Source organism: Stappia sp. TSB10P1A, from assembly GCF_900185725.1.
Lineage (GTDB): Bacteria > Pseudomonadota > Alphaproteobacteria > Rhizobiales > Stappiaceae > Stappia.
In genome coordinates this window covers 265,317-289,947 of record NZ_FYAU01000016.1, presented here as the reverse complement: position 1 = coordinate 289,947, position 24,631 = coordinate 265,317, and the positions used below count along the sequence as shown (strand labels likewise).

At 68.4% G+C, this 24,631-nt stretch carries 23 protein-coding genes; 11 read left to right on the top strand and 12 right to left on the bottom strand.

Features of this window, described 5'->3' with window-relative positions; all coding sequences use genetic code 11:
• Positions 1-71: 71 nt before the first annotated feature.
• On the bottom strand, positions 72-380 hold the full coding sequence (locus tag TSB10P1A_RS06285; protein WP_186387040.1) for a DUF1127 domain-containing protein: 309 nt from the start codon (positions 378-380) through the stop codon (positions 72-74).
• Positions 381-606: 226 nt separating this feature from the next.
• Between TSB10P1A_RS06285 and TSB10P1A_RS06280 the strand changes: the two genes are divergently transcribed.
• On the top strand, positions 607-1,494 hold the full coding sequence (locus TSB10P1A_RS06280) for a LysR substrate-binding domain-containing protein (protein WP_186387039.1): 888 nt from the start codon (positions 607-609) through the stop codon (positions 1,492-1,494).
• A 9-nt stretch (positions 1,495-1,503) separates the two neighbouring features.
• On the opposite strand, the gene TSB10P1A_RS06275 is transcribed toward TSB10P1A_RS06280, so the two are convergent.
• The 7 genes from TSB10P1A_RS06275 to TSB10P1A_RS06245 all read right to left on the bottom strand — a co-directional run bounded on the left by TSB10P1A_RS06275 (position 1,504) and on the right by TSB10P1A_RS06245 (position 7,432).
• Complete coding sequence (locus TSB10P1A_RS06275; RefSeq protein ID WP_186387038.1) at positions 1,504-2,445, bottom strand: DMT family transporter; 942 nt, start codon at positions 2,443-2,445, stop codon at positions 1,504-1,506.
• 122 nt (positions 2,446-2,567) lie between these two features.
• A complete protein-coding gene (locus TSB10P1A_RS06270) occupies positions 2,568-2,825 on the bottom strand; it encodes a hypothetical protein (protein WP_186387037.1) in 258 nt (85 codons plus the stop codon).
• Between the two features lie 144 nt (positions 2,826-2,969).
• The gene (locus tag TSB10P1A_RS06265; protein WP_186387036.1) at positions 2,970-3,611 is read right to left on the bottom strand and encodes a hypothetical protein; all 642 of its coding nucleotides are present in this window, start codon (positions 3,609-3,611) and stop codon (positions 2,970-2,972) included.
• 12 nt (positions 3,612-3,623) lie between these two features.
• Positions 3,624-4,304, bottom strand: coding sequence for a lactate utilization protein (locus TSB10P1A_RS06260; protein WP_186387035.1), 681 nt, complete (start codon positions 4,302-4,304; stop codon positions 3,624-3,626).
• Positions 4,301-5,752, bottom strand: coding sequence for a LutB/LldF family L-lactate oxidation iron-sulfur protein (locus TSB10P1A_RS06255; RefSeq protein WP_186387034.1), 1,452 nt, complete (start codon positions 5,750-5,752; stop codon positions 4,301-4,303). The genes TSB10P1A_RS06260 and TSB10P1A_RS06255 overlap by 4 nt, the downstream gene beginning before the upstream one ends.
• Before the next feature lie 34 nt (positions 5,753-5,786).
• Entirely contained in the window at positions 5,787-6,605 is an 819-nt protein-coding gene (locus TSB10P1A_RS06250; protein WP_186387033.1) for a (Fe-S)-binding protein, read from the bottom strand.
• On the bottom strand, positions 6,602-7,432 hold the full coding sequence (locus TSB10P1A_RS06245; RefSeq protein ID WP_186387032.1) for a FadR/GntR family transcriptional regulator: 831 nt from the start codon (positions 7,430-7,432) through the stop codon (positions 6,602-6,604). The genes TSB10P1A_RS06250 and TSB10P1A_RS06245 overlap by 4 nt, the downstream gene beginning before the upstream one ends.
• Positions 7,433-7,790: 358 nt before the next feature.
• On the opposite strand from TSB10P1A_RS06245, the gene TSB10P1A_RS06240 reads away from it, so the two are divergent.
• The 4 genes from TSB10P1A_RS06240 (at position 7,791) to TSB10P1A_RS06225 (ending at position 12,842) form a co-directional block, all read left to right on the top strand.
• The gene (locus tag TSB10P1A_RS06240; RefSeq protein ID WP_208985394.1) at positions 7,791-8,837 is read left to right on the top strand and encodes a TRAP transporter substrate-binding protein; all 1,047 of its coding nucleotides are present in this window, start codon (positions 7,791-7,793) and stop codon (positions 8,835-8,837) included.
• A 154-nt stretch (positions 8,838-8,991) separates the two neighbouring features.
• Positions 8,992-9,954, top strand: coding sequence for a TRAP transporter small permease subunit (locus tag TSB10P1A_RS23535; RefSeq protein ID WP_208987021.1), 963 nt, complete (start codon positions 8,992-8,994; stop codon positions 9,952-9,954).
• A gap of 14 nt (positions 9,955-9,968) precedes the next feature.
• Positions 9,969-11,351: a TRAP transporter large permease subunit gene (locus TSB10P1A_RS06230; protein ID WP_186387030.1), complete on the top strand. Its 1,383-nt coding sequence runs from the start codon at positions 9,969-9,971 to the stop codon at positions 11,349-11,351.
• 78 nt (positions 11,352-11,429) lie between these two features.
• Positions 11,430-12,842 carry a DUF3422 family protein gene (locus tag TSB10P1A_RS06225; protein ID WP_186387029.1) on the top strand — a complete coding sequence of 471 codons (1,413 nt, stop codon included), beginning with the start codon at positions 11,430-11,432 and terminating at the stop codon, positions 12,840-12,842.
• Between the two features lie 169 nt (positions 12,843-13,011).
• Here the strand turns inward: TSB10P1A_RS06225 and TSB10P1A_RS06220 are convergent, their stop codons facing one another.
• Positions 13,012-13,410, bottom strand: a complete 399-nt coding sequence (locus tag TSB10P1A_RS06220) for a cytochrome c family protein (protein ID WP_186387028.1) — start codon at positions 13,408-13,410, stop codon at positions 13,012-13,014.
• Positions 13,411-13,595: 185 nt separating this feature from the next.
• Positions 13,596-14,657, bottom strand: coding sequence for a LysR family transcriptional regulator (locus tag TSB10P1A_RS06215; RefSeq protein ID WP_186387027.1), 1,062 nt, complete (start codon positions 14,655-14,657; stop codon positions 13,596-13,598).
• Between the two features lie 242 nt (positions 14,658-14,899).
• On the opposite strand from TSB10P1A_RS06215, the gene TSB10P1A_RS06210 reads away from it, so the two are divergent.
• The 3 genes from TSB10P1A_RS06210 to glcF all read left to right on the top strand — a co-directional run bounded on the left by TSB10P1A_RS06210 (position 14,900) and on the right by glcF (position 19,021).
• Entirely contained in the window at positions 14,900-16,396 is a 1,497-nt protein-coding gene (locus TSB10P1A_RS06210) for an FAD-linked oxidase C-terminal domain-containing protein (protein ID WP_186387026.1), read from the top strand.
• 71 nt (positions 16,397-16,467) lie between these two features.
• Positions 16,468-17,688: an FAD-binding protein gene (locus tag TSB10P1A_RS06205; protein WP_186387025.1), complete on the top strand. Its 1,221-nt coding sequence runs from the start codon at positions 16,468-16,470 to the stop codon at positions 17,686-17,688.
• Position 17,689: 1 nt separating this feature from the next.
• Positions 17,690-19,021, top strand: a complete 1,332-nt coding sequence (gene glcF / locus TSB10P1A_RS06200) for a glycolate oxidase subunit GlcF (protein ID WP_186387024.1) — start codon at positions 17,690-17,692, stop codon at positions 19,019-19,021.
• A gap of 103 nt (positions 19,022-19,124) precedes the next feature.
• Here the strand turns inward: glcF and TSB10P1A_RS06195 are convergent, their stop codons facing one another.
• Together TSB10P1A_RS06195 and TSB10P1A_RS06190 are read right to left on the bottom strand one after the other, a co-directional pair.
• The gene (locus tag TSB10P1A_RS06195) at positions 19,125-19,853 is read right to left on the bottom strand and encodes a L,D-transpeptidase (protein ID WP_186387023.1); all 729 of its coding nucleotides are present in this window, start codon (positions 19,851-19,853) and stop codon (positions 19,125-19,127) included.
• 185 nt (positions 19,854-20,038) lie between these two features.
• Positions 20,039-20,773: a DUF2927 domain-containing protein gene (locus TSB10P1A_RS06190; RefSeq protein ID WP_208987020.1), complete on the bottom strand. Its 735-nt coding sequence runs from the start codon at positions 20,771-20,773 to the stop codon at positions 20,039-20,041.
• Positions 20,774-21,005: 232 nt separating this feature from the next.
• Here TSB10P1A_RS06190 and TSB10P1A_RS06185 point away from each other — a divergent pair, with 232 nt between their 5' ends.
• The 3 genes from TSB10P1A_RS06185 to dctP all read left to right on the top strand — a co-directional run bounded on the left by TSB10P1A_RS06185 (position 21,006) and on the right by dctP (position 24,554).
• Positions 21,006-21,725 (top strand): protein phosphatase CheZ, encoded by a 720-nt coding sequence (locus tag TSB10P1A_RS06185; RefSeq protein WP_186387022.1) that lies wholly within the window; start codon positions 21,006-21,008, stop codon positions 21,723-21,725.
• Positions 21,726-21,900: 175 nt separating this feature from the next.
• Positions 21,901-22,575 carry a DNA-3-methyladenine glycosylase I gene (locus TSB10P1A_RS06180; RefSeq protein ID WP_186387021.1) on the top strand — a complete coding sequence of 225 codons (675 nt, stop codon included), beginning with the start codon at positions 21,901-21,903 and terminating at the stop codon, positions 22,573-22,575.
• A 980-nt stretch (positions 22,576-23,555) separates the two neighbouring features.
• Positions 23,556-24,554 (top strand): TRAP transporter substrate-binding protein DctP, encoded by a 999-nt coding sequence (gene dctP / locus TSB10P1A_RS06175; protein ID WP_186387020.1) that lies wholly within the window; start codon positions 23,556-23,558, stop codon positions 24,552-24,554.
• Positions 24,555-24,631 lie beyond the last annotated feature (77 nt).

The window sequence follows — 24,631 nt, the reverse complement described above, 5'->3', positions numbered from 1 at the left end:
GAGGGGCCGACAGGGCCTCGGCACCGGGCGAAGGGAGAGGGTCTCGTGAGCCGCCCGGCGCGAAGGGGAGGTCAGGCGCCGCGCTTGCGCCGCCCGGAAACGCTGGAGTTCCGCCGTTCGTTCCGCAGCCGCGCGAGCTGCGCGCTCGGGTCGAGATAGTCGGACCCGTGCAGCGAGGCGGCGACGTCGGAGCGCGTCACGCCGATATCTGCGAGCATGTAGTCGTCGAGGTCGAGGAGGCCGGCCACCGCCTTGCGGTTCTGCCGCTGGCGCCATGCCGCGGCAACGATCGTCAGAAGCGCGGTCGCGGCAGTGCCGAGCGTGGCGGCGAGGGACACGCGCGTTTGCGCGGGAAGCGGGGTGTTGCATGCCTGCGTCATGGCAAGACTCTCCTTTCCGGCGCTCCGGTATGGTGCGCCTGGTATGTGCTGTGGCGGGGTCGCCGCCGTTTGTCCGTTTCGTATGACAAGAGAATAGGAAGGGACGATCAATTAAACAAACGAATGTTTTCGATGGATATCGATCTTCATTCGTGATGTATTGACGTCAGACCCGATCCTGCGCGGCGCGTGCCTTCGCCGCCCGCGCCAGCCGGAGGCGGCAGCCATGGCCCATGCCCTCGATATCGACCAGTTGCGCACCTTCCTCGCCATCGCCGAGCTCGGCAGCTTCACCAAGGCGGCGGATGCGGTGAACAAGACCCAGTCGGCGGTCTCCATGCAGATGAAGCGGCTGGAGGACCGGCTGGAGCGGCAGATCTTCGTCAAGGACGGACGCCAGTCGCGCCTGACCGAGGACGGCCACCGCCTCATCGAGTTCGCCCAGCGGATGATCCGTCTCAACGACGAGACGGTGACCGCCTTTTCCGAGCCCTCCATCGTCGGCCGCGTCCGCCTCGGCCTGCCGGACGATTATGCCGAGCGCCTGCTGCCGCAGGTGCTGGCCGCCTTCGCCCGGCTCAACCCGGCCATCGAGATCGCCGTGCAATGCCAGGGCTCGATCTTCACCGGCGAGTTGATCGAGCGCGGCGAGCTCGACCTTGCCATCGTCACCTCCGGCGACTGCGTGCGCGTGCAGGGCGAGGTGATCCGCCGCGAGCCGCTGCATTGGGTCGCCCCGGCCAACCAGTGCCTGCATTGCGAGGACGTGCTGCGCCTGGCGCTCGGCCCCACCACCTGTTCCTGGCGCGGCCAGGCGGTCTCGCTGCTCGACCGCATGAACCGGCGCCATTGCATCTCTTACACCTCGTCCAGCGCGGCGGCGCTGATCGGCGCGGTCCAGGCCGGGCTTGCCATCGCGGTCCTGCCCGAAAGCGCGGTGCGCGCCGGCATGCGCATCCTGTCGGAAAGCGACGGCTTCCCGACGCTGCCGCCCTGCGACATCACCATGATCCGTGCCGCCGCGGCCACCGACCCGGTGCATGACGCGCTCTGTGCCCATATCCGCGCGGCCATCGGCAATGTCAGCACCGAGATGCTGATGGCGGCCGAATAGGCCGCTGCGTCAGGTCTTGGCGCGGCCCGAGCGCAGCACCAGGAGGTTGCCGGCCAGCACGAAGACGAGGCCGGCGATCGCGTCCGGCCCCCAGTGGAAATTCTCCAGCACCGTGGAGACCAGCAGCGCGACGATCGGGAACATCACCGTCGAATAGCCGGCCCGTGCCGAGCCGATCCGCGCCAGCAGCGTCAGGTAGCAGGCGAAGGCGATCACCGAGGCGACCACCGCCAGATAGACCATCGCGCCGAGATAGACCGGCGTCCATTCGATGTCGAAGGACGCCCCGCGCGCGGCCGCGAACAGGCCGAGAAACGTTGCCCCGTAGACCATGCCCCAGGCGCTGGCCGAGACCAGCGGGATGCCGCTCTTCTGGTTGGCGGTCGAGACCATGTTGCCGAGGCAGAAGGACAGCGTGCCGGCAACGCACAGGCCGAGCCCGAGCACCGCCTGCATGTCGAGCCCGACGCCGGCCGCGCCGACGATCTGCGGGCGAAACAGCAGCGCCACGCCGACAAAGCCGAGCAGCGCGCCGAGCATCACCCGCCGGCTGATGCGCTGGCCGAAGATCGCGAAACCCAGGATCATGTTGAACACCGAGGCGAGCGAGAACACCACCGACAACAGGCCCGAGGGCACATGCTGGGCGCCATAGTAGAACAGCGTGAAATTGGTGGAGAACAGGAACAGGCCGAGCCCGGCGAAGCGCAGATGCGCGCGCAGCGGGAAGTCGAGCCGCACGCCGCGCAGCGCCGCCCAGGCCATCATGATCGCCGCCGCCAGCACGAAGCGCCAGAACAGCGAGACTTCCGGCGCCACCACGCCGAGCTGCATCTTCAGCGCATACCAGGAAAAGCCCCAGGCCAGCACGGTGAGGCCGTAGAGCCCCATGTCGAACGGGGAAAGGGAAGGGCTGTCGCGCAGCGCGGCGCCGGAAGCGAGCGTGGTCATGAGCGGTTTCTGTGAAGGGAGAGGGTGAGGCGATCATGCCCCATCCCGCTCCCCGCGACCAATCAGGATTGTTGACCGGATCGATGCACGCCGCTGATGGTTCACGCCCGCTGCCGCACCCTTTATGAGCGCCGCGTGCGCCAGCGCGCGCGCAAGCCTTCCGAGGTCAGGTAGACGAGGGCGAAGAGATAGAGACCGGTCAGCGTCAGCATGGTGACGATCAGCACCGGATAGCCGTACCAGGCGACCGCCAGCAGCCACAGCGCCAAGATATTAAAGAAGAAGGCCCAGCGTTCGGCCTGGCCGCCGCGGCGCGCGCTGCGCAGCAGGGCACCGAACACGGGAATATATTCGAGAAGGCGGGTGAGCCTGTTCGTCATGGGATGTCCGTCCTGTGTCGCGGCGCCCGAACGGGCCCACGGTGGGACCGCCCTCCTAAGGACGCCAGAACGGCAAGGTTGGCACGGGCGGCGCGGCGCGAGGATGCGGCGCCCTGTCTCTGCGACAATCAGGCCCTGCGACAATCAGGACCTGTCGGGGCTGTCCGCGCTGTCATGCCAGAGCGGCGCATAGCCGGCGGCCAGCACGGCGACGCTTGCCGGCGGCGTCAGCAGCTCCGCCTGCGTGTCGGCGGCGCGCGCGAGGGCGTCCGGCTCGGCCGGGCGGTAACCGTCGAAGCTCCAGGTGAGCCACCGGCCTTCGCGCCGCGTCAGGATCGTCTCGCCGAGCCGCGCCATCGCCCCGTCGGGAAGCGCCTCAAGGTCGCGGAGCGAAAGGCATGTTCGTTCGCGTATGCGCTGGTCATGCAACTGCCGGTCCATCTCCGGCGCGCTGGGCGGGGAGCCGAGCCCCTGCGCCCGCTGCCAGGCCGCGCGATAGCGCAGCGCATCCGCCCGCCGGCACTCGAAGCAGGGCCGGTGCCCGGAGGCGAGCGCCGTCACTTCATCGAGGAAGAACAGTTCGGTATAGCCCGGCCCCATCACCTTGCGCCGGCGGCCGCGGAACGCCAGCACGCAGCAGATCCAGGCGCGCGAGCGCCAGCGTGCCCGGCCGAGCGTCCTGGTTTCGGGGTCGTGCAGCCGGCCGCCGCGATTGCCCATCATCGTGCCGCGCGCGGCGACCGCGTCCAGGCTGCCGTCGGCGGAGACCCGGTTGGTGAGCGCCATGGCGGCCTCGCCTCACGCCTCGCCGACGACGACGATATGCAGCGCGCGCGGCCCATGCGCGCCGAGCAGCAGGGTCTGCTCGATATCGGCGGAGCGTGACGGGCCGGTGATCATGTTCACCGTGCGCGGCATCGTGCCCTTGCCGTGCGCTGCGCGGATCCGCTCCCACAGGCTCTCGTAGTCGCCGGCGATATCGGCCGCCGACACCACGACGATATGGTGCTCGGGCAGGAAGTTCAGCGTCGTCGGGTTGTCCGGGCCCGAGGTCAGCATCAAGGTGCCGGTCTCGGCGATGCCGCCGAAGGCGTGCGAGACGGTGGCAAGGTCGGCATTCTCGGCCCGGCCGCGGTCGATCTCCAGGTTCGCCTGCCCCGCCCAGGGCATTTCGGCGAGCCGCGCGTCCTCGCCGAAGCGCACCCGCGCCGGCAGGTTCTTCGACTTGAGATACTCGGTGACCGCCTGCGGCACCTCGGCAGCGCTCGCCACCCGGGCGATGCTCGCCTGCACCTTCTCCGCCATCTCGCAGAACAGCGCCACCCGCGCCGCCGGGTTGAGTTGGCCGCGCGCCGGGATCAACCCCTTCGGTGCGCGCTGCAGCCGATCAGTGACCGCCGCGCGGCGGGCCGTTTCGTCGCCCTTGCGCCCCATCGCCGAGCGCATCCTGGCGAGGATCGAGGCTTTTGCGTCGCTCATGCCGAGGCCCTTCCGCTTGCACTCTTCGAGCGCGTGTCTTTCGCCTTCGCCCATTGCGCCTGGAAGGTGCCGCCTTGCGGCGCCGGCAGGTCGCGGTGCCGGGTCCAGCCGCCGGCCAGCGGCAGGAAGGAGAAGCGCCCGCGCCCCCGCCCGATCAGGCCGAGCGCACCCATGGCAAGCCGCGTGACCCCCTGGTAGAGCGCCGGCCGCCTTGCGAAAAAGGCCCAGAGCGCCAGCCCGTAGCGGGCGGTTGCCGGGTTGAGGTTGCGCGAGAACTCGCGCTCGCGCCAGTGCCGCATCATCTTCGGCAGCGGGATGCGCATCGGGCACACGCTCTCGCAGCGCCCGCAAAAGGTCGAGGCGTTGGGCAGGTGGCCGGCCTTGTCGACGCCGATCAGCGAGGGCGTCAGCACCGCCCCCATCGGGCCCGGATAGACCCAGCCATAGGCGTGGCCGCCGACCGCGTGATAGACCGGGCAGTGGTTCATGCAGGCGCCGCAGCGGATGCAGCGCAGCATGTCCTGGAACTCGGTGCCCAGCATCGCCGAGCGGCCGTTGTCGAGCAGCACCACATGATACTCCTCCGGCCCGTCCGGATCGCCGGCGCGCTTCGGCCCGGTCGACACGGTGGTGTAGACCGACATGTCCTGGCCGGTCGCCGAGCGCGCCAGCACCCGCAGGATCTGCGACACGTCCTCCAGCGTCGGCACGATCTTCTCGATCGAGGCGACCACCACATGCGTCTTCGGCAGGATCTGCGTCAGGTCGCCATTGCCCTCGTTGGTGACGATGATCGAGCTGCCGGTCTCCGCCACCAGGAAATTGGCGCCGGTGATGCCGATATCCGCCTGGAAATACTTGTCGCGCAGCACCGCCCGCGCCTCGCCGAGCAGGGTCGTCGGCTCTTCAAGGTTGCGCTCCGGATCGAGATGGGTATGCACCCTGCGGAAATCCGCCTCGACCTGGTCCTTGTTGACATGCACCGCCGGGGCGATGATGTGGCTCGGATGCTCGCCGCGGAGCTGGATGATGTATTCGCCGAGATCCGTCTCCACCGGCGCGACCGAATGCTCCTCCAGGAAGGCGTTGAGGCCGATCTCCTCGGTGATCATCGACTTGCCCTTGGTCACCGTCCGGGCGCCGCGCTTGCGGCAGATGTCGAGGATGATGCGGCGTGCGTCCTCGGCCGTCTCGGCCCAGTGCACCGTGCCGCCGGCCGCCTCCACCTTCTCGGCATAGGCTTCGAGGTAGAGGTCGAGATGCGCCAGCACATGGTCCTTGATGTCGCGGGCATTGTCGCGCAGCAGGTCGAATTCCGGCAGCGCCGCGGCCGCCACCGCCCGCTTGGTGATGAAGCCCGAGCGCACATGGCCGAGCGCGCGCTGCAGCGGCGCGTCGTCCAGCGCGTGGCGGGCATTGGCCTTGAACTGTGGCGAGGTGATCTGCATGTGCGGCTGGCTCCCCTGCGCTTGCCTGTTGCGGTCAGCCCTGACGCTTTTCGCCGATCGCCGGCTGGTCGGTCATGCCGGCCAGCACCTCGGCGACATGGCGGACCTCGATGGCCGACCCCTCGCGCTTGAGCTTGCCGGCCATGTTCATCAGGCAGCCGAGATCGCCGGCGAGCAGCAGCCCGGCGCCGCTCTCGCGGATCGTCTTGGTCTTTTCCTCGACGATCTTGTTGGAGATGTCGGGATATTTGACGCAGAACGTGCCGCCGAAGCCGCAGCACACGTCGGGATCGCGCATTTCCTTCAGCTCCAGCCCCTCGACCGAGGCGAGAAGCTTGCGCGGCTGCCGGGAAATGCCGAGCTCGCGCAAGCCCGAACAACTGTCGTGATAGGTGACGCTGCCCGTAAAGCTTGCGTCCACCCCGGTGACGCCGAGCACGTCGGTGAGGAAGCTGACCAGCTCGAACACCTTGGCGGAAAAGGCCGCCGCCCGTTCGCGCGCCGGCGCGTCGTCGTCGAACAGTTCCTCGTAATGCTTCTTCAGCATGCCGGCGCAGGAGCCGGACGGCGCGACCACGTAGTCGTAGCCCTCGAAGGCGCGGATCGTCTGGACGGCGATGGCGCGGGCGTCCTTCCGGTCGCCGGAGTTGAAGGCCGGCTGGCCGCAGCAGGTCTGCGCCGCCGGCACCTCGACAAGGCAGCCCGCGTCCTCCATCAGCTTCACCGCCGCGAAGCCGACGCTCGGGCGGAACAGGTCGACGAGGCATGTCACGAAAAGGCCGACGCGCGGGGCGGTTTTCGGCGCCTGCGCTGTCTCGTTTGGCTGCGCGCCGGTTTGCGCGGTGGCTGTCATTGCGTCCCTGCTTCCTCTGTCGGGCGGCGCGAGGTCCGCCGCCGCTTGCTGTCGTCCTGTTCGCTCTCCAGGCGCTGCGCCAGCCGCAGCTCGGAGACGACGCTCCAACTGCCCGAGCGTGCCATTGCATAGGCGACCTGCTCGACGAAATCGATGTGGGAGCTCGCTGCATCGCCCGCCTGGGCCGCGTCGCCCGCCATCACCGCCTCGTAGATCGCCCGGTGCTGCTCCAGCAGCTTCTCGCGCGAGCCGGGATAGCGGTAGAGCTGGACGCGGCTGTAGAACACCCCGTCGGCGAGCAGCCGGTAGCAGGAGCGCAACGTGTGCAGCAGCACGATGTTGTGCGCGCTCTCGCCGATCGCCTGGTGGAATTCGACGTCGAGTTCGGCCTCCCGCGCGAAGTCCTGACCGTCATGGGCCGCTTCCATGGCGCGGAAGATGCGGCTGATGATCTCCCTGTCGGCGTCCGTTGCCCGCTGCGCCGCCAGCCGCGCGGTGGTCCGCTCGATCTCGCGGCGGTATTCCAGATAGTCGGCGATCGCCGGCGGGTGGCGCCGCACCAGCTCGACGATGGCCTCGGAGAACACGGTGCCGATCACGTCGGCGATGAAGGTGCCCTCGCCATGGCGGGTCACCAGCAGGCCACGCTCCTCCAGCGTCTTGATGGCATCGCGCAGGATAGGGCGCGAGACGTCAACTTTCTTTGCCAGATCACGTTCGGCCGGCAGCCGGTCGCCGGGGCGCAGCACCCCCTGCAGGATCAGTTCCTCCACCTGATCGACAACGGAATCTGCCGTCCGGTTGTGATGGATCTTTTGGAATACCATCGTCCCGTTCTTTTTTATTGCAGCGCAAAAGAATTCTCGCCGCACCGCAGCGGAAGTCTTCGTGCTGAAGAGTTCAGCGGCAACTTATTCCGTATTGCGTTCAGTGGTCAATATTGTTATCCAGTTAGCGCGGATCGATGCTCCGGTTGGGAGGCCGGGCCCGGTTCGCGGGTGACAGGCGCGGATGTGGCCAGGCGGGTTGTGCGGCGACAATCTGCCGGCAAAGGCAGGCATCCGGTTCTGTCCTGTTGCGCGAGGGGAGCGTTTTCGGCATCGGTCTGGTGGGGCAGTGCACCCGCCCTTGTCGTTGCCGTGTCCGGTCCCTGGAGCGCAGGATGTTCCTAGGGAGGACCTGAACGTGAAATCTCTTCTTTCTGCAGTTGCCGTAACGGCGTCTCTTGCGATCGGTGCGACATCGCCGGCCGTCGCGCTGGACAAGCTCGACTGGGACATGCAGTCGACCTATCCGGGCTCGCTCACGCAGCTCGGCACGCTCGGCAAGCTCGTGTCCGAGCGTCTCGCTGCCGCTTCCGGCGGTCAGATCAACGTCAAGTTCCAGGAGCCGGGCGCCATCGTGCCGGCGCTCGAGGCCTTCGACGCCGTTGCCTCCGGCGCGGTGCAGGCCGCCTGGTCGACGCCGGGCTACTGGACCGGCAAGGACGTCTCGCTCGCGCTGTTCGCGGCGGTGCCGTTCGGCCCCAGCGCGCCGGAATATGTCGCGTGGCTGAAGTTCGGCGGCGGCCAGGAGCTGCTTGACGAGATCTATGGCTCCTATGGCATCAAGTCGCTGATCTGCGCCGTCATCGCGCCCGAGGCGGCCGGCTGGTTCCGCAAGGAAATCAACACGGTCGACGACCTCAAGGGCCTGAAGATGCGCTTCTTCGGCCTTGGCGCCAAGGTCATGCAGAAGCTCGGCGTCTCGACCCAGCTTCTCGCCGGCGGCGACATCTTCCCGGCTCTCGAACTCGGCACCATCGACGCGACCGAGTTCTCCATGCCGGCGATCGATCTCAAGCTCGGCTTCCACCAGGTCGCGAAGTTCTACTACTTCCCGGGCTGGCACCAGCAGTCGACCATGTTCGATCTGATGATGAACAAGGCCGAGTGGGACGGGCTGGACGACCAGACCAAGGCGATCTTCGAGGCCGTCTGCGACGCCAACATGATCTACGGCATTGCCGAGGGCGAGGCCATCCAGGCTTCCGCGCTCGCCGAGCTGCAGGGCCATGGCGTCCAGATCAAGCAGTTCGACCCGGCGGTGCTCGAGGCCATGGAAGCGGCCTGGGCCGAGGTGGTCGAGGAAGAGAAGGCGGCCAGCCCGAACTTCGCCCGCGTCTGGGAGTCGCTCTCCAAGTTCCGCGAGGAATACAAGATCTGGTCCGACGTCGGTTACCTGAAGAGGTAACCCGGAACGCCTGACACGGCGGGTCCGCGCTGCCAGCCGGTGGTGCGGGCCCGTCATTTGCGCTCAAGGCCGCAGGGCCTGGCGCCCGACGGCCCGCTGGACGCCGACCGCGGCCGTACGGTCCACCGATTATCCGGTCGGGGAGAGGGTTTCCATGTCAACGCTGATTAGCCTTCTCGGCATCGCGGCCTCCGTCGTCGCGGCGTTCGAGCTTGGCGTTCCTGCCTATTATCTTTGCGCCGCCGGCTTCGCGCTCGGCGTCGTCGGCGGGTTCCTCGGGGGGCGCGTGTCGCTGTCCGTGGCCGCCATGGTGCTGGCCGCCTTCGTCTTCGCGATCACCGATTCGGGAATGACGGCCGTCCTCCGGTTGATGGACGTCGATCCCCGCGCCTTCTTCCGCGCCAATGACGGGCTGTCCGGCCTGATCGGCTCGCTGCTGGTCCTCGGCCTCACCCTGCTGATCCTGCGCGCCCGCGCGCCGCGGGCCTACGAGACCATGCTGCAGACGTCGGACGACTTCGACCGTGTGGTCAACGGCGTCGGCAAGCTGGCCTCCTGGCTCTTCGTGCCGTTGATGCTGGTCATCTTCTACGATGTCACTCAGCGCAAGTGGCTCGACTTCGACACGTCGATCATGGACACGCCGTTCTTCGTCGACAGCACCAAGCTGCAGGAGCTGGAGTGGCACCTGCATGCCGTGCTCTTCATGCTCTGCCTCGGTTTCGCCTATCGCAAGGATGCCCATGTGCGCATCGAGCTGGTGCGCGACCGGCTGACCCGGCGGGCCCGCGTCTGGATGGAACTGGCCGGCATCCTGTTCTTCCTGCTGACCTATTGCTATCTGATCGTCTCGTTCGGCTGGGTCTTCGCGAGCAAGTCCTATCAGATCGGCGAGGTTTCGGCCGCCCAGACCGGCCTCAGCCACCGCTGGATCATCAAGTCGATGCTGCCCATCGGCTTTGCGCTGCTCTTCACCGCCGGCGTTTCCGCCGCGTTCCGTTGTGTCGTCTATCTCTTCGGCCCGTCCTACCTGAACCAGCGGTCCGGCGACTATGCCGGCACCCATCACGCGGACCTGCCCAAGGACGTGGCCACCAACGGACCGATCGCGGACTGACCGGAGCTCGACACATGACATTCATCGAACTTCTGCCGGTCTTCATGTTCGTGGCGCTCGCGCTGCTGCTGTTCACCGGCTTCCCCGTTGCCTTCATCCTCGGCGGTGTCGGCCTCGGCTTCGCCTTCCTGGCCCAGGAACTGGGCGCCTTCAACGTCGCGCGGCTGGTCATCATCCCCAACCGCATCTTCGGCGGGACGATGGAAAATCCCGTCCTGGTCGCGATCCCGATGTTCATCTTCATGGGCACGATGCTGGAGAAGTCCGGCGTCGCCAAGGACCTGCTCTACTGCCTGCAGGTGCTGACCCGCCGGGTTCCCGGCGGCCTCGCCCTGTCGGTGACCTTGATGGGCACGATCATGGCCGCCACCACCGGTATCATCGGCGCCTCGGTGGTGATGATCACCCTGCTGGCGCTGCCGGTGATGCTGGAGCGCAACTACAACATCCCGCTGGCCACCGGCACCATCGCCGCCTCGGGCACTCTCGGCATCCTGATACCGCCCTCGATCATGCTGGTGATCATGTCGGACCTGATGTCGATCCCGGTCGGCACCGTGTTCATCGCCGCCGTCATCCCCGGCCTGCTGCTGTCGGCGCTCTATGCGCTCTACATCATGGTGCTGTGCCGGGTGCGGCCGCAGCTTGCCCCGCCGCTGCCCGACGACATCGGCCCGACCAATCGGGCCGAGTTCTGGGCGATGATCTTCAAGAGCTTCGTGCCGCCGGTGTTTCTCATCGTCGTGGTGCTCGGCTCGATCTTCGCCGGCCTTGCTACCCCGACCGAGGCGGCCGGCGTCGGCGCGGCGGGCTCCACCCTGCTCGCCTTCCTCAACCGCAAGCTCACCTTCCAGGTGATGAAGGACGTCTGCCAGCGCTCGGCGCTGACCGGCGCCATGCTGTTCGGCATCTTCCTCGGCGCCACCTGCTTCTCGCTGGTGTTCCGCTGGCTCGGCGGCGAGGCGCTGATCGACGAGTTCATCGCCTGGGCGGGCGTCGGTCCCTGGGGCATCCTCTTCGTGCTGATGGGGATGATCTTCTTCCTCGGCTTCTTCTTCGACTGGATCGAGATCACCCTGATCGTCCTGCCGGTGTTCGGCCCGATCGTTGCCAAGCTCGACTTCGGCATGCACCTGGCCGGTTTCGAGGGCGTCGGGGAGGTGGCGCTGATCTGGTTCACCATCCTGGTGTCGACGAACCTGCAGACATCGTTCCTGACACCACCCTTCGGCTTCGCGCTGTTCTACATGAAGGGCGTGGCGCCGCCGCAGGTGACGATCCAGCAGATCTACAAGGGCATCATTCCCTTCGTGCTGCTGCAGTTGTTCGGCCTTGCCCTGTGCATTGTCTTCCCCGGCATTGTCCTGTGGCTACCTAACGCATTGCTCGGCAACTGACGCCTGTGGCCTAATGCAGCCTGCCCCGTCCGCGCTCGCGGGCGGGGCAGGCTTTTTTGCGTGCGAGGGGGCGCCGGAATGGCGGACAGCGACAGCGAGGCGGGGGGGGGCCCGCAGGCGGGCGGCGATGGCCGGGGCGGCCCCCGCGACGAGGGCGGTGGTGGTGGCGGTGACGGTGGCGGTGCGGAGCCGCGGCTGCCCGGTTTCACCGTGCATCCCTCCCGCGACTTCGTGCTCGGCGAGCTGCATGCCCGCCCGTTCCGGCCGCAGGTCGGGCCGCGCGTCTTCCTGCGCTACGGCTTCACCGTCGACGAGGCGGCGGCCGAGGCCGACCGCGCCTGGTTCGCCGGCTATTGCCGCTCCCTCGGCCTGCAGGGGCCGGGCGAGGCGGAGCGGCACCATCTGGTGGAGATCGGCGAGGGGGTGCTGCGGCGCGAGCGGCATGGCGAGTTCCTCACCTATACCTGGGACGGGCCGCTCGATCCGGCCGCCGCGATCGACGGCGCCCCGGCCGGCCATCCCTTCGGGGCGCGGTTCCGCGCGCCGGGGCCGATGATGGTGGCGGCGCGCCTCGATGTGGTGCCGGCCGACAGTTCCGCCTTCGAGCGGCGCTTCGCCCGTTTCGACCGGGCGAGCCTGTGCGTGGCCGAGACCGATGGCGGCGCCTCGGTCATCGCCACCGATTTCCGTCAGGACCGCGACGGCCTCACCCGCATCCTTGTCGGCGACCGCGGGTTGTCGCCGGTGCAGGCCGGCGCCCAGAGCCAGCGGCTGCTGGAGTTGGAGACCTACCGCGTCTTCGCCATGCTCGGCCTTGCCGAGGCGCAGCGCCAGATGCCGCGCGTCTCGGCGATCGAGGGGGCGCTCTTGGCGCTGGCCGAGCGCATGCGCACCAGCGTCGGGCTGGAGGCCAACCGCGCCCTGCTCGACGAGCTGACGCGCCTTGCCGCCGATCTGGAGGCGAGCGCGGCGGAGAGCGCCTATCGCTTCGGCGCCAGCCGCGCCTATTACGGCATCGTCCGCCAGCGGCTGGAGATCTTCGGCGAGCGCCAGCGCGAGGGCTATTTCACCCTCAGCCAGTTCCTGTCGCGCCGGTTGGCGCCGGCCATGCGCACCTGCGAGACGCTGGAGGAGCGGCAGGTCAAGCTGGCGGAAAAGCTGGCGCGCGCCGCCACCTTGCTGCGCACCCGCGTCGATGTCGAGCTGCAGCAGGACAACCGCTCGCAGCTTGCCGCGATGAACCGGCGGGCGCGGCTGCAACTGCGCCTGCAGCAGACCGTCGAGGGCCTGTCGGTCGCCGCCGTCAGCTATTATGTGGTCGGGCTGATCGCCTATCTCGCCAAGGGCGCCAAGACCGGGCCGCTGGCCGCCATGCTGCCCTCGCCGGAGCTGATGACAGGCCTTGCCGTGCCGGTGGTGCTCGCCGCCGTCTTCCTCACCGTCCGCCGCATCCGCCGCCACCACAGCGACGAGGACCACGGCGAAAGGTGAAGGCGTGGGAAAGGGAGAGGGGCGCGCACGACCTCTCTTTTCGTCTTCCCGGACGAGGCGGCTCCCCCAGATCCCCCAATGAAAAGGGAGCCGTTCGGGGGAACGGCTCCCTTGAAACTCTGATGCCGGCATTCTGGCGCTTATGCGCTCCCGCCCGCGGCGGGCCGGGTCACTGCTTGCTGCCGTCGAGGGCGAACTGCGCCAGATAGGCGATGACGTCGGCGCGCTCGTCTTCCTTCTTGAGGCCGGCAAAGGCCATCTTGCCCTTCGGGATGACGTCCTTCGGGTTGGTGAGATAGGCGTGCAGCGTCTCGTTGTCCCAGACCTTGCCGGCTGCCTTGCCGTCCAGCAGCGGCGTGGAATACTTGAAGTCGTCGACATGACCCCAGGCCGCGTCGACCACGCCGTTCAGATGCGGCCCCACCTTGTTCTTGGCGCCTTCGCCGACGGCGTGGCAGGCCATACACTTGCGGAACACCTTCTCGCCGGCGGCGGCATCGCCATCCGCCTGCGCGCTCGCGGAGGCAGCGAGGAGGGCGGCACCGGCCAGCAACACAAGACGCTTCATAGTCTGTTCTCCCAGGATTTCTCTCTTCGTCGGGTCGGCCGAGCACGGTCGGTCGCGGGGGCCGACCCTATCACGATCCGGCTTGGCGTCATCCTGCCTGGAGCGAGGCAACATGTCGCATTTTGCGAAGGTAGAGGGTCGCGGCCGCGTTTGCCAGATGGGAGAACCACGATCCTCGCCGCGCCTCAGGCCGGCGAGACCTCGCCGATCCTGCCGCCCGTCATGTCGGCGCTCTGACCATCCAGCCGCCCATCCAGCCGTCCATCGAACTGCCCGTCGAACTGCCCGTCCATCCGCCCGTCCGGCGCCTCGCCGTCCTCGCCCGGCCGCGCCAGCCACTGGTCCAGCCCCTCGTCCCAATAGGGCGCCGGGCCGTAGAGCCTGGCCAGGAAGTCGATGAACACCCGCACCTTGGCCGGCAGGAAGCGGCGGCTCGGATAGACCGCGTGCAGGCCGACATTCTTCGAGGCCCGGTAGTGCGGCAGCACGATGCGCAGCCGGCCCTCGCGCAGTTCCGGGCCGATGTCCCAGGTCGAGCGCAGGGCGATGCCGAGCCCGGCCAGCAGCGCCTCGCGCACCACCTCGCTGGAATTGGTGCGGATCGGCCCGCCGGTGCGCACGATCTCCGGTCCGTCCGGCCCGGCCAGCCGCCACAGCTCCTGCTGGGTGGTGGAGATGCAGGCATGCTTGTCCTGCAATTCGCCGATGGTCTGCGGCGCGCCGCGCCGGTCGAGATAGGCCGGGGCGGCGCACAGCACCCGGTGGACCGGCGCCAGCCGCCGCGCGACCAGGCTGGAATCCTCCAACTCGGCGATGCGGATGGCAAGGTCATAGCCTTCGCCGACGATGTCGATGAATTCGTCCGACAGGTCGAGGTTGAAGGAAAGGTCCGGATTGTCGGCAAGGAAGGCGCCCAGATGCGGGGCGATATGCATGCGGCCGAAGGCGGTCGGCGCGCTCACCCGCAAGGTGCCGCGTGCCAGCGCCGAGCGGCGGCTGACATAGCTTTCCGCCTCCTCGATCGAGGCGAGGATCGCCACCACCCGCTTGTAATAGCCCTGTCCGGCCTCGGTCAGCGCCAGTTGCCGCGTCGTGCGCTGCAACAGCCTTGTCCCCAGCCGGTCTTCCAGCCGGCGCATCCGCTTGGAGACCACGGCGGGCGACAGGCCCATCTCGCGTCCGGCCGCCGACATGCTGCCGGCCGCCACCACCCTTGCGAAGATTTCCATGTCGGCAAAATCGGTCATTTTCAACCCATAGGAAATTGTTTTTATAGATTTTCAACACTTCATCGCGTGCGAGCTATTTGCCATGCTATGCGGGTTGCCATCGCCGTCCGCAATCGCACCTTAGGTCAAGAGACGCCCGGAAACTCCGACCCGTCCGCTGGAGCGGAGTTTCCAGGAAGCCGCTTATCCTTGATACTACGCCGGCGCGCGACTGCCGGATCACGCAGGCCGGCGCGATTCGTGCCGAGGGAGGAAACGACATGAGCGGCATTGCCATGCCCAGGCCGGACGCGGCCGTCCTGTCGCGCCGCGACGAGATCGTGCGGGCGCTGAAGGAGATGGTGCCGGGCGAGGGCGTCATCGACACCGACATCGGCATGCGGGTCTACGAGACCGACGGCTTCAACGCCTATCGCCAGATGCCGATGGTCGTGGTCCTGCCGGAAACCGTGGAGCAGGTCTCGGCGGTGCTGCGCTATTGCCACGACAACGGCGTCAAGGTGGTGCCGCGCGGCGCCGGCACCTCGCTGTCCGGCGGTGCCCTGCCGCTCGGCGACGGCGTGCTGATGTCGATGATGAAGTTCAACAAGGTGCTGGACATCGACGCGGCCAACCGCGCCGTCGTCGCCCAGCCCGGCGTCACCAATCTCGGCATCACCCGCGCGGTCGAGCATCTCGGCTTCTACTACGCGCCCGATCCCTCCTCGCAGATCGCCTGTTCCATCGGCGGCAACATCGCGGAAAATTCCGGCGGCGTGCACTCGCTGAAATACGGGCTGACCACCAACAACGTGCTCGGCCTCGAGATGGTGCTGATCACCGGCGAGGTGATCCGCCTCGGCGGCAAGCATCTCGATGCCGAAGGCTACGACCTGCTCGCGCTGATGACCGGCTCGGAAGGCCTGCTCGGCGTCGTCACCGAGGTCACCGTGCGCATCCTGCAGAAGCCGGAGATGGCGCGCGCCGCGCTGGTCGGCTTTCCCTCCAGCGAGGCCGGCGGCCAGTGCGTCGCCGAGATCATCGGCGCCGGCATCATTCCCGGCGGCATGGAGATGATGGACGAACTGGCCATCAACTTCGCCGAGGACTTCGTCAATGTCGGCTATCCGCGCGATGCCGGCGCGCTGCTGATCGTCGAACTCGACGGGCCGGAGGCCGAGGTCGATCACCTTCTGTCCGAGGTCGAGGCCATCGCCCGGCGCAACGGCGCCAGTTCCTTGCGCGTCTCCACCTCGGAGGAGGAGCGCCTCGCCTTCTGGGCCGGGCGCAAGTCGGCCTTCCCGGCGGTCGGGCGCATCTCGCCCGACTATCTGTGCATGGACGGCACCATTCCCCGCCGCGCCCTGCCGCAGGTCCTCGCCCGCATGCGCGAGCTCAGCGAAAAGCACGGGCTGCGCTGCGCCAATGTCTTCCATGCCGGCGACGGCAACCTGCATCCGCTGATCCTCTACGATGCCAACAAGCCGGGCGAGCTGGAGCGGGCGGAGGATTTCGGCGCCGACATCCTGCGGCTCTGCGTCGAGGTCGGCGGCGTCCTGACCGGCGAGCACGGCGTCGGCATCGAAAAGCGCGACCTGATGCCGGTGATGTTCTCCGAGGACGATCTCAAGCAGCAGCAGCGGGTCAAATGCGCCTTCGATCCCAAGCAGTTGCTCAATCCGGGCAAGGTCTTTCCGGAGCTGCACCGCTGCGCCGAGCTTGGCCGCATGCATGTCAGCAAGGGGCAGTTGCCGTTTCCCGACATTCCCCGGTTCTGACGCGCGCGCCTCTCGAGCCCGCCTCTCTCGACCCGCCCCTCTCGACCCGCAAGCCAGCACGAGAAGACAAGATGCCCGACACGTTCAAGCCGCGCACGGCGGAGGAGGCCCGCGACGTCGTCCGCTGGGCGGCGGCCGAGCACGAGCCGCTGGAGATCGTCGGCCAGGCCTCCAAGCGCGCCCTCGGGCGCCCGGTGCAGGCCGGCCAGGTGCTCGACATGTCCGGCCTTGCCGGCATCGAGCTCTACGAGCCGGAGGAACTGGTCCTCACCGCGCTGCCCGGCACGCCGATCGCCGAGATCGAGGCGGCGCTCGCAGCAAAGAACCAGGAACTCGCCTTCGACCCGCTCGACTACGGCCCGCTGCTCGGCCGGCCGGCGGGGCAGGGCACGCTCGGCGGCGTCATCGCCGCCAATCTGTCCGGCTCCAAGCGGCTGAAGCATGGCGCCGCGCGCGACCATGTGCTCGGCATGGACGCGGTGTCCGGGCGCGGCGAGATCTTCAAGTCCGGCGGCCGGGTGGTGAAGAACGTTACCGGCTACGACCTGCCGCGCACCCTGACCGGCTCCTGGGGCACGCTGGCGGTCGCCACCCGCCTCACGCTGAAGGTGCTGCCGCGGGCCGAGACCGAGGCGACCTTCCTGCTGTCCGGCCTTGCCGATGCGGACGCCGCCACCGCGATGACCGCCGCCATGGGCTCCTCGGCCGAGGTTTCGGCCGCCGCGCATCTGCCGGAAGCCGTCGCGCGGGATCTTGCCGCGCGCGGCCATAGGCTCTCCGGTCCCGCGACCCTGTTGCGGCTGGAGGGGTTCGGCCCCTCCGTTGACTACCGGTTCGAGCGGCTGCGCGCCCTGCTCGGCGGCGCCGGCCGCTCGGTCGCGCGGGTGGAGGTTGACGCGTCCCGCGCCCTGTGGCGGGCGGTGCGCGATGCGGAGGCCTTCGCCGGCAGCGACGATCTCGTCTGGCGCCTCTCGGTTGCCCCGACCGCCGGTCCCGCTGTTGTCGCGCAGCTTGTGGGTCAGTTCGCCTGCACGGCCTTCTACGACTGGTCGGGCGGCCTTGTCTGGCTCGCCGTGCCGGGCGTCGATGCCCGCGCCGAGGCGATCCGCGCCGCCATTGCCGCCTGCGGCGGCGGCCATGCGACCCTGGTGCGCGCGCCCGCGCCGCTGCGCTCGTCCATCCCCGTGTTCCAGCCCCAGCCCGGTCCGCTCGCCGCCCTGTCGGCCCGGCTGAAGGAGCAGTTCGACCCACACGGCATCCTCAACCCGGGCCGCATGACGGCGGGACACTGACATGCAGACCAGCTTCTCCATCCATCAGCTTGCCGACCCGCATATGGCGGAGTCCGAAAAGATCCTGCGCAAATGCGTCCATTGCGGCTTCTGCACCGCCACCTGCCCGACCTTCGCCCTGCTCGGCGACGAGCTCGACAGCCCGCGCGGCCGCATCTATCTCATCAAGGAGATGCTGGAGAACGACCGGCCGGCCGATGCCCGCACCGTGCGCCATATCGACCGCTGCCTGTCCTGCCTCTCCTGCATGACGACCTGCCCCTCGGGCGTGCATTACATGCACCTGGTCGACCATGCCCGCGCCCATATCGAGAAGACCTATCGCCGCCCGCTCGGCAACCGGCTGGTGCGCGCGCTGCTCGCCTTCGTGCTGCCGCATCCCGGCCGCTTCCGCCTGTCGCTGGCCGCCGCCTTCTATGCCCGGCCCTTCGCCGGCGTGCTGCGCGCGTTTGGCGGTCCGTTCAAGCAGCTCGGCGCCATGCTCTCGCTCGCGCCCCTGAAGGCGCCCTCGCCCTCCTCGCTGAAGCCGGGCAGCGCCTATCCGGCAGCTAGCGCCGCGCGCAAGGGCCGCGTCGCCCTGCTCACCGGCTGCGCCCAGCCGGTGCTGGCGCCGGAGATCAACGAGGCGACCGTGCGCCTGCTCACCCGCGCCGGCGTCGAGGTGGTGCTGCCGAAGGGCGAGGGCTGCTGCGGCGCGCTGGTCCATCACATGGGCCGCGAGGAGCAGGCGCTCACCGATGCCCGCCGCAATGTCGATGCCTGGACGCGCGAGATCGAGGGCGAGGGGCTCGACGCCATCCTGATCACCGCGTCCGGCTGCGGCACGACGATCAAGGATTACGGCTTCATGCTGAAGGACGATCCCGCCTATGCGGAAAAGGCCGCGAAAGTCTCGGCGCTGGCCAAGGACGTCACCGAGTACCTGACCGGCCTCGATCTGGGCGCGCCGGTGCGCGCCACGGGGCTGACGGTCGCCTATCACTCGGCCTGTTCCATGCAGCACGGGCAGAAGATCACCCGCCAGCCGAAGCAGTTGCTCACCGCCGCCGGCTTTGCCGTGCGCGACGTGCCGGAGGGGCATCTGTGCTGCGGCTCGGCCGGCACCTACAACATCCTGCAGCCGGACCTTGCCCGCCGCCTGCGCGACCGCAAGGTCGCCAATATCGAGAAGACCGCGCCCGATCTCGTCGCCACCGGCAATGTCGGCTGCATCACCCAGATCGGCAGCGGCACCGACCTGCCGGTGCTGCACACGGTGCTGCTGCTCGACTGGGCCTATGGCGGGCCGGAGCCGGCGCTCCTGGCCGAGACGGGTCTTGCCGCCACGGCCTGAGGCGGCAAGCTGCCGGCTCGACAACGAAAACCGCCAAACGAAAACCCCCGGGCGGCGGAACCGTCCGGGGGCGGTCGCTTGCGGGGACCTTGCAGAAAAACGGTTAGCGGACGTGGACCTTGGCGCCGACCGGCACCCGGTCGTAGAGGTCGATCACGTCCTCGTTGCGCATGCGGATGCAGCCCGAGGATACCGCCCGGCCGATGGTCCAGGGCTCGTTCGAGCCGTGGATGCGGTAGAGCGTCGAGCCGAGATAGAGCGCGCGGGCGCCGAGCGGGTTCTTCGGGCCGCCGGCCATGTGCACCGGCAGGTGCGGCTGGCGCTTGCGCATTTCCGCCGGCGGGCGCCAGTCCGGCCACTCGGCCTTGCGCGTCACCGTGTGCGTGCCGGCCCATTCGAAGCCGGGACGGCCGACGCCGACGCCGTAGCGGCGGGCAAAGCCGCCCTTTTCCACCAGGTAGAGATAGCGCGCCTCGGTATCGATGACGATGTCGCCGGGCTTGTGCTTGCCGTCATAGGCGACGGTGGTCGGCAGGAAGCGCGGGTCGACCTGGCGCTGCGGCGGCTGCGGCCGGGCCGCCACCGCCGGGGCGACGCCCATATGGCGCACCTGTTGCAGGGTCTGCGGTTGGCGCATCACCGGGCGGGTGGTCACCTGCGACCGCATCTGGCGCCGGTGGGGCTGCAATTGCATCACCCAGGGCTCGGTCAGGTCGGGGCTCAGCAGAAGCGGCGGCGCGCCGGCGCCGCTGCGATAATCCGCCCTGGCGGGGGACAGCGCCATCGCGCCGGCCAGCATCGCCGCGGCAAGGAGAAAACCTGTTCGGCTCATCGACGTACTCGCAACCTCTTCGTCGCACCACGATAGGCCGCCGGCCGGTCTGGCGGCGGATTGCTTCAAGGTAGCGGTTGCGTGGCAGCCAATCGTAAACCCTGGCGCAAGCTGGGCGGGATTCTCTCCGTTTGGTTAGCGCCGGGTTGAAGGACATGGTGAACGCCGCGTGAATCGGCGGCGCGTCAGTTCACCAGCGGGCGGATCTCGCGCACGATCGCCGGCAGCAGGGGCTCGACCTGGGCCGGGCTCATGCCCGGCTGGATGCGCGGATGGTAGAGCATGTTCAGCAGCAGCCGGTCGAAGGTGGTGAAGCGGCTGTGCCGGGAGCGGTCGTTGAACACCGAATGCACCAGCGAATCGTCGTCGTTCATCGGCCCCAGGCCCTGCAGCAGCTCCTCCACCAGGCAGCGGCGGAACAGGAAGTCGCCCTCGTCGGAGACGATCACCGCCGCCGACTGCGAGATGCCGCGCCGGTCGGAGACGACCCGCACCAGGCAGCGGCCGGGCACGTCGGCGGTCGGGTCCTTGTAGATGTGGCGCCGCACCACGTCGCGATACTGGCCGCGATCGACCACATAGACGTGGAAGTTCGCCTCCTCCGGCGTCGGCACGATGATCGTCGACAGGCCGCGGATCCCGGCGCCGATCTGCTCGATGAAGCGATAGACGGTCGGCCGCCGGTCCCTCGCCGCCATGTTGTGGACGTAGAAGCGCACCGGCCCGGTGTATTTCTTGACGAGATAGGGCTGCCAGCTCCACGAGCGGTATTCCAGCCCGAAGACGGTCTTCATGAAGCCGTCGATCAGTTCCTCGGTGGAGAAGGTGTGAGGCGCCGCGCGCGTCATTGCCGCGCCGCCGGCAACGGCCGGCAGGGCAAGGCATAGCAGCAGGATCAGTCGCGACAGCGGTCGGCGCAAGGGTTCGGTGTCCCGGTAACGGCATCTCAGTCAGGCGTCGACCGCCGCCGGGCAGCATACAGAACCGGGCAGGGGAGCGGAACGCAAAAGCTCGCCCCCTGTCGAAAATGCCGTTGCGGCAGCCATGCCCGGAACCATTCCTTAAATCCTCGCCGGCTATAGCAGGAGTCCGGCGCCCCCATTGCCTGTCCCGACATCGCCTGACCTAGAAGATCTGGAGACGACCCCGACCATGATGGCCACCAGACGAGCCTTTAGAGCCGAGAGCCTCCTGCAGCAGTCGAGCGCCGACAGCGGCTCCGCGCAAGGGTCGGACATCCAGTATCGGGCGCTGATGGCGGAAATCGCCTCGATCAAGGCGATGATTCGCCCGCCCGAGGAGGTCGGCAACCAGATGCTCGAGCAGTTCAAGCATGAACTGGGCGAGGCGGTGAAGCTGAAGGCCGAGCTCGATTCGATCTACGAGGCGATCGCCCGGACCAAGCGCGAGATCGCCACGCTGCATCACACCACCGGCCATGAAGGCCAGGAGATGAACCGGGTCACCAACGAGCTCGACGCGGTGGTCCACGGCACCGAAGGGGCGACGGAGAGCATTCTCTCGGCGGCCGAGTTCATCGACGAGACGGCCAACACGCTGGCCGCGCGCCTGCGCGGTCAGGACGCGGATCTTGCCAACGACATCCAGGAGAAGGTCGTCCAGATCTTCGAGTCCTGCAACTTCCAGGACCTCACCGGCCAGCGCATCAACAAGGTCATCACCACGCTGCGCTTCATCGAGGACCGCATCATCCGGATGATGGACATCTGGGGCGGCATCGAGACCTTCAAGACGATCGAGCCGGACGAGCGCGCCGTGCGCGAGGGCGACGCCGCCCTGCTCAACGGCCCCTCGCTGGACACCGACGACGGCGTCGCCAGCCAGGACGACATCGACGCCCTGTTCGCCTGATCGCGGACCCCGCCATCCCGTGCCCCGTCGCCATCGCGACGCCCGCCCCGCGGAGCCGGCGACCGCAGTGAGTCCGGCGCGAGCGAAAAAATGGCATCGCTTCACAAGCCTTGCCGTTCCTGCTATCAAGAACAAAGAGCGAACGATTGGCGCGGCCGCGGGCCGGGGAGGGATGATGAGCGAGGCTTTCGACACCGGCGGGGCGGCGGCGCAGGACGATCTTCCGCCCGGCCTGCTGCGCGGCGAGGACGGCCGCTGCCGCTGCTGGTGGCATGGCAACAAGCCGGATTATCTCGCCTATCACGACACGGAATGGGGCCGCCCGGTCACCGACGACCGGCGCCTGTTCGAAAAGCTCTGCCTTGAGGGGTTCCAGTCGGGCCTGTCCTGGCTGACCATCCTGCGCAAGCGCGAGAGCTTCCGCGCCGCCTTCGCCGGTTTCGACTTCGAGGCGGTGGCCCGCTTTGGCGAGGCCGATGTCGAGCGGCTGCTGCAGGACGCCGGCATCGTCCGCCATCGCGGCAAGATCGTCTCGACCATCAACAATGCCCGCCGCGCCTGCGATCTTGCGGCCGAGCGCGGCTCGCTCGCCGCCTATGTCTGGAGCTTCGAGCCCGGACCGCAGGACCGGCCCGAGCGCTGCGACCATGCCTCGCTCTCGGTGCTCGCCCAGACGGCGGCCTCCCGCGCCCTGTCGAAGGACCTCAAGAAGCGCGGCTGGAGCTTCGTCGGCCCCACCACCGTCTATGCCTTCATGCAGGCCATGGGGCTGGTCAACGACCATCTCGAGGGCTGCTGCGTGCGCGAGGAGGTCGAGCGGCAGCGGCAGGCGCTGGTCCGCCCGACGTAAGGCGCGGCCTTTCCTCCCCCTCGGCTGTCCCGGCCGCGCGCAGCGCAGAGCCGGCCAGACGACGGTTCGCCGCGTCCCCGCCGCCGCTCTGGCAGCCAATAGACCCCGGCTCTCCGGCTTCGCCTGCGGCCGGGGTGACATCCGTGGGTGGGGTGACCGGCGCGTGCTTGCGTGCGACCGGGGGTGATGCCCGAGAGGATGCTCAGTCCTCGCCTCCCCCTCGGAAGGTCATCCCGGCCGCGCGCAGCGCAGAGCCGGGACCCATTGGCACCCTCAGCCGGCGTGAGGCGGGACGGCGTGTCGCTCCACTCGCTGCTGCCGTTTTGCCGGCTCCCACCTCTCCGGCGTCTTCCCGGACGGCGCGCCAGCGCCGAGCCGGGACCGGCGAGCCACGACGGTCGTGGGGATGGATACGGCAAGCGCCGTCAGGCGGGCGTGAGACGGAAGGTGTTCGCTCCACTCCACGGCTGTCATACCCGCGAAGGCGGGTATCCAGTATCCGCTGGGTCTCATGGTCTTGCGAAAGCGGCAGCCTGAGGCCTTCCGCCGCCCGCCTCTCGTGCCTGACCGCTGCCACACCCGCCAGCGCCGCGATCCCCCGCCACACCCGCCATCCCCCCACCGCCACCGCCACACCCGCCATCCCCCGCCGGCTATCCCATGCCGAGTTGCGGCTGCGATCACAACGAGGTTGCACCGGCCCGTCGCATCGGCTTAGCTGACATCGCATTTGCCACAAGGGCTTGCCATGAGGCGGCGGCCACGGGGCTTGCGGTTTTGCCCCTCTCGCCCTGTCCGCCTCGCAGCCGTGCCCCGACAGCATCGGCCCGGAAACCGGCAGCGGTTGCCGGCCCGCGATGCGTGGATCCAACTGGCCGGGCCGCGCCGCACGACGCAGGGCGATCCGGCCGCAACGACAGGTGCCGTTCGAACGGTGCCGCTTGCGGGCGCGCCGGGAGCCGCCCCTGGGGAGGACTGAGATGAAACTTGCCCGTTATGCCATCGGCCTTGCCGCCGGCCTGGCGCTGACCGCGTCCGCGGCCCTTGCCGACACCACCACCTTGCGCATCACGCTGCAACTGCCGATGAAGAGCCATCTCGGCGAGAATCTCTCCATCTTCAAGCAGAAGGTGGAAGAGATCTCCGGCGGCGACATCAAGGTCGAGATCTACGATTCCGCCCAGCTCTACAAGGACGACGAGGTGCCGCAGGCGGTCGGCTCCGGCTCCATCGAGATGGGCGTCGCCTCGCTGACCCGCTATGTCGGCGACGTGCCGGCGGTCGACGTCTTCTACATGCCGTTCCTGCTCAACAGCGACGAGCTGGTGCGCAAGGCGGTGGCGCCGGGCAGCCCGGTGCGCGGGCCGCTCGACGAGGCGATCCTGGACACCGGCGCCCGCGTCCTGTGGTGGCAGGCCTATGGCGGCTCCGTGCTGCTGTCGAAGGGTGGCCCGATCCGCACCCCGGCCGACCTCAAGGGCAAGAAGGTCCGCGTCTTCGGCAAGACCCTCGGCGAATGGATCAAGGCCGCCGGCGGCGCGCCAACCATGGTCTCCGGCTCGGAGCAGTACATCGCCTATCAGCGCGGCACCGTCGATGTCGGCATGACCGGCGTGTCCGGCGTCGATGCCCGGCGCCTGTGGGAGGTGATGGACACGATCACCGTCACCAACAATGCCGACATCGAGTTCATCGTCGTCGTCAACGAGCGGTTCTGGCAGGGCCTGCCGGAGCAGCACCGCGCCTGGATCAACGAGGCGGCGCTGTTCGCCGAGACCGACGTGCGCGACCGCATGGCCGATATCGAGGCCACCTCCTACAAGGCCGCGCTCGAGAACGGCATGACCGTCTATGAGCCGACCGCCGAGGAGATCGAGGCCTGGAAGGCGTCGGCGCAGCCGGTCTACGACCAGTTCCTCGCCGATTCGGGCGAGCTCGGCGCCAGGGTGCTGGCCGCCGCCCGCGCCCTCAACGACTGATCGCCTGTCCGACATCTGCGCCGGGGCGGCCCGTTCCGCCCCGGCGCTCCCGGATCTTCCGCAAAAACTGGGGTTGC

Bases quoted from the DNA above. Each gene is read 5' to 3' on its own strand.
- TSB10P1A_RS06275 (WP_186387038.1), bottom strand. From the start codon at position 2,445: ATGACCACGCTCGCTTCCGGCGCCGCGCTGCGCGACAGCCCTTCCCTT.
- TSB10P1A_RS06210 (WP_186387026.1), top strand. From the start codon at position 14,900: ATGAGCGGCATTGCCATGCCCAGGCCGGACGCGGCCGTCCTGTCGCGC.
- TSB10P1A_RS06225 (WP_186387029.1), top strand. From the start codon at position 11,430: ATGGCGGACAGCGACAGCGAGGCGGGGGGGGGCCCGCAGGCGGGCGGC.
- TSB10P1A_RS06215 (WP_186387027.1), bottom strand. From the start codon at position 14,657: ATGACCGATTTTGCCGACATGGAAATCTTCGCAAGGGTGGTGGCGGCC.
- TSB10P1A_RS06285 (WP_186387040.1), bottom strand. From the start codon at position 380: ATGACGCAGGCATGCAACACCCCGCTTCCCGCGCAAACGCGCGTGTCC.
- TSB10P1A_RS06255 (WP_186387034.1), bottom strand. From the start codon at position 5,752: ATGCAGATCACCTCGCCACAGTTCAAGGCCAATGCCCGCCACGCGCTG.
- TSB10P1A_RS06250 (WP_186387033.1), bottom strand. From the start codon at position 6,605: ATGACAGCCACCGCGCAAACCGGCGCGCAGCCAAACGAGACAGCGCAG.
- TSB10P1A_RS06195 (WP_186387023.1), bottom strand. From the start codon at position 19,853: ATGAGCCGAACAGGTTTTCTCCTTGCCGCGGCGATGCTGGCCGGCGCG.
- TSB10P1A_RS06280 (WP_186387039.1), top strand. From the start codon at position 607: ATGGCCCATGCCCTCGATATCGACCAGTTGCGCACCTTCCTCGCCATC.
- TSB10P1A_RS23535 (WP_208987021.1), top strand. From the start codon at position 8,992: ATGTCAACGCTGATTAGCCTTCTCGGCATCGCGGCCTCCGTCGTCGCG.
- TSB10P1A_RS06205 (WP_186387025.1), top strand. From the start codon at position 16,468: ATGCCCGACACGTTCAAGCCGCGCACGGCGGAGGAGGCCCGCGACGTC.
- TSB10P1A_RS06185 (WP_186387022.1), top strand. From the start codon at position 21,006: ATGATGGCCACCAGACGAGCCTTTAGAGCCGAGAGCCTCCTGCAGCAG.
- glcF (WP_186387024.1), top strand. From the start codon at position 17,690: ATGCAGACCAGCTTCTCCATCCATCAGCTTGCCGACCCGCATATGGCG.
- dctP (WP_186387020.1), top strand. From the start codon at position 23,556: ATGAAACTTGCCCGTTATGCCATCGGCCTTGCCGCCGGCCTGGCGCTG.
- TSB10P1A_RS06270 (WP_186387037.1), bottom strand. From the start codon at position 2,825: ATGACGAACAGGCTCACCCGCCTTCTCGAATATATTCCCGTGTTCGGT.
- TSB10P1A_RS06220 (WP_186387028.1), bottom strand. From the start codon at position 13,410: ATGAAGCGTCTTGTGTTGCTGGCCGGTGCCGCCCTCCTCGCTGCCTCC.
- TSB10P1A_RS06180 (WP_186387021.1), top strand. From the start codon at position 21,901: ATGAGCGAGGCTTTCGACACCGGCGGGGCGGCGGCGCAGGACGATCTT.
- TSB10P1A_RS06265 (WP_186387036.1), bottom strand. From the start codon at position 3,611: ATGGCGCTCACCAACCGGGTCTCCGCCGACGGCAGCCTGGACGCGGTC.
- TSB10P1A_RS06260 (WP_186387035.1), bottom strand. From the start codon at position 4,304: ATGAGCGACGCAAAAGCCTCGATCCTCGCCAGGATGCGCTCGGCGATG.
- TSB10P1A_RS06245 (WP_186387032.1), bottom strand. From the start codon at position 7,432: ATGGTATTCCAAAAGATCCATCACAACCGGACGGCAGATTCCGTTGTC.
- TSB10P1A_RS06230 (WP_186387030.1), top strand. From the start codon at position 9,969: ATGACATTCATCGAACTTCTGCCGGTCTTCATGTTCGTGGCGCTCGCG.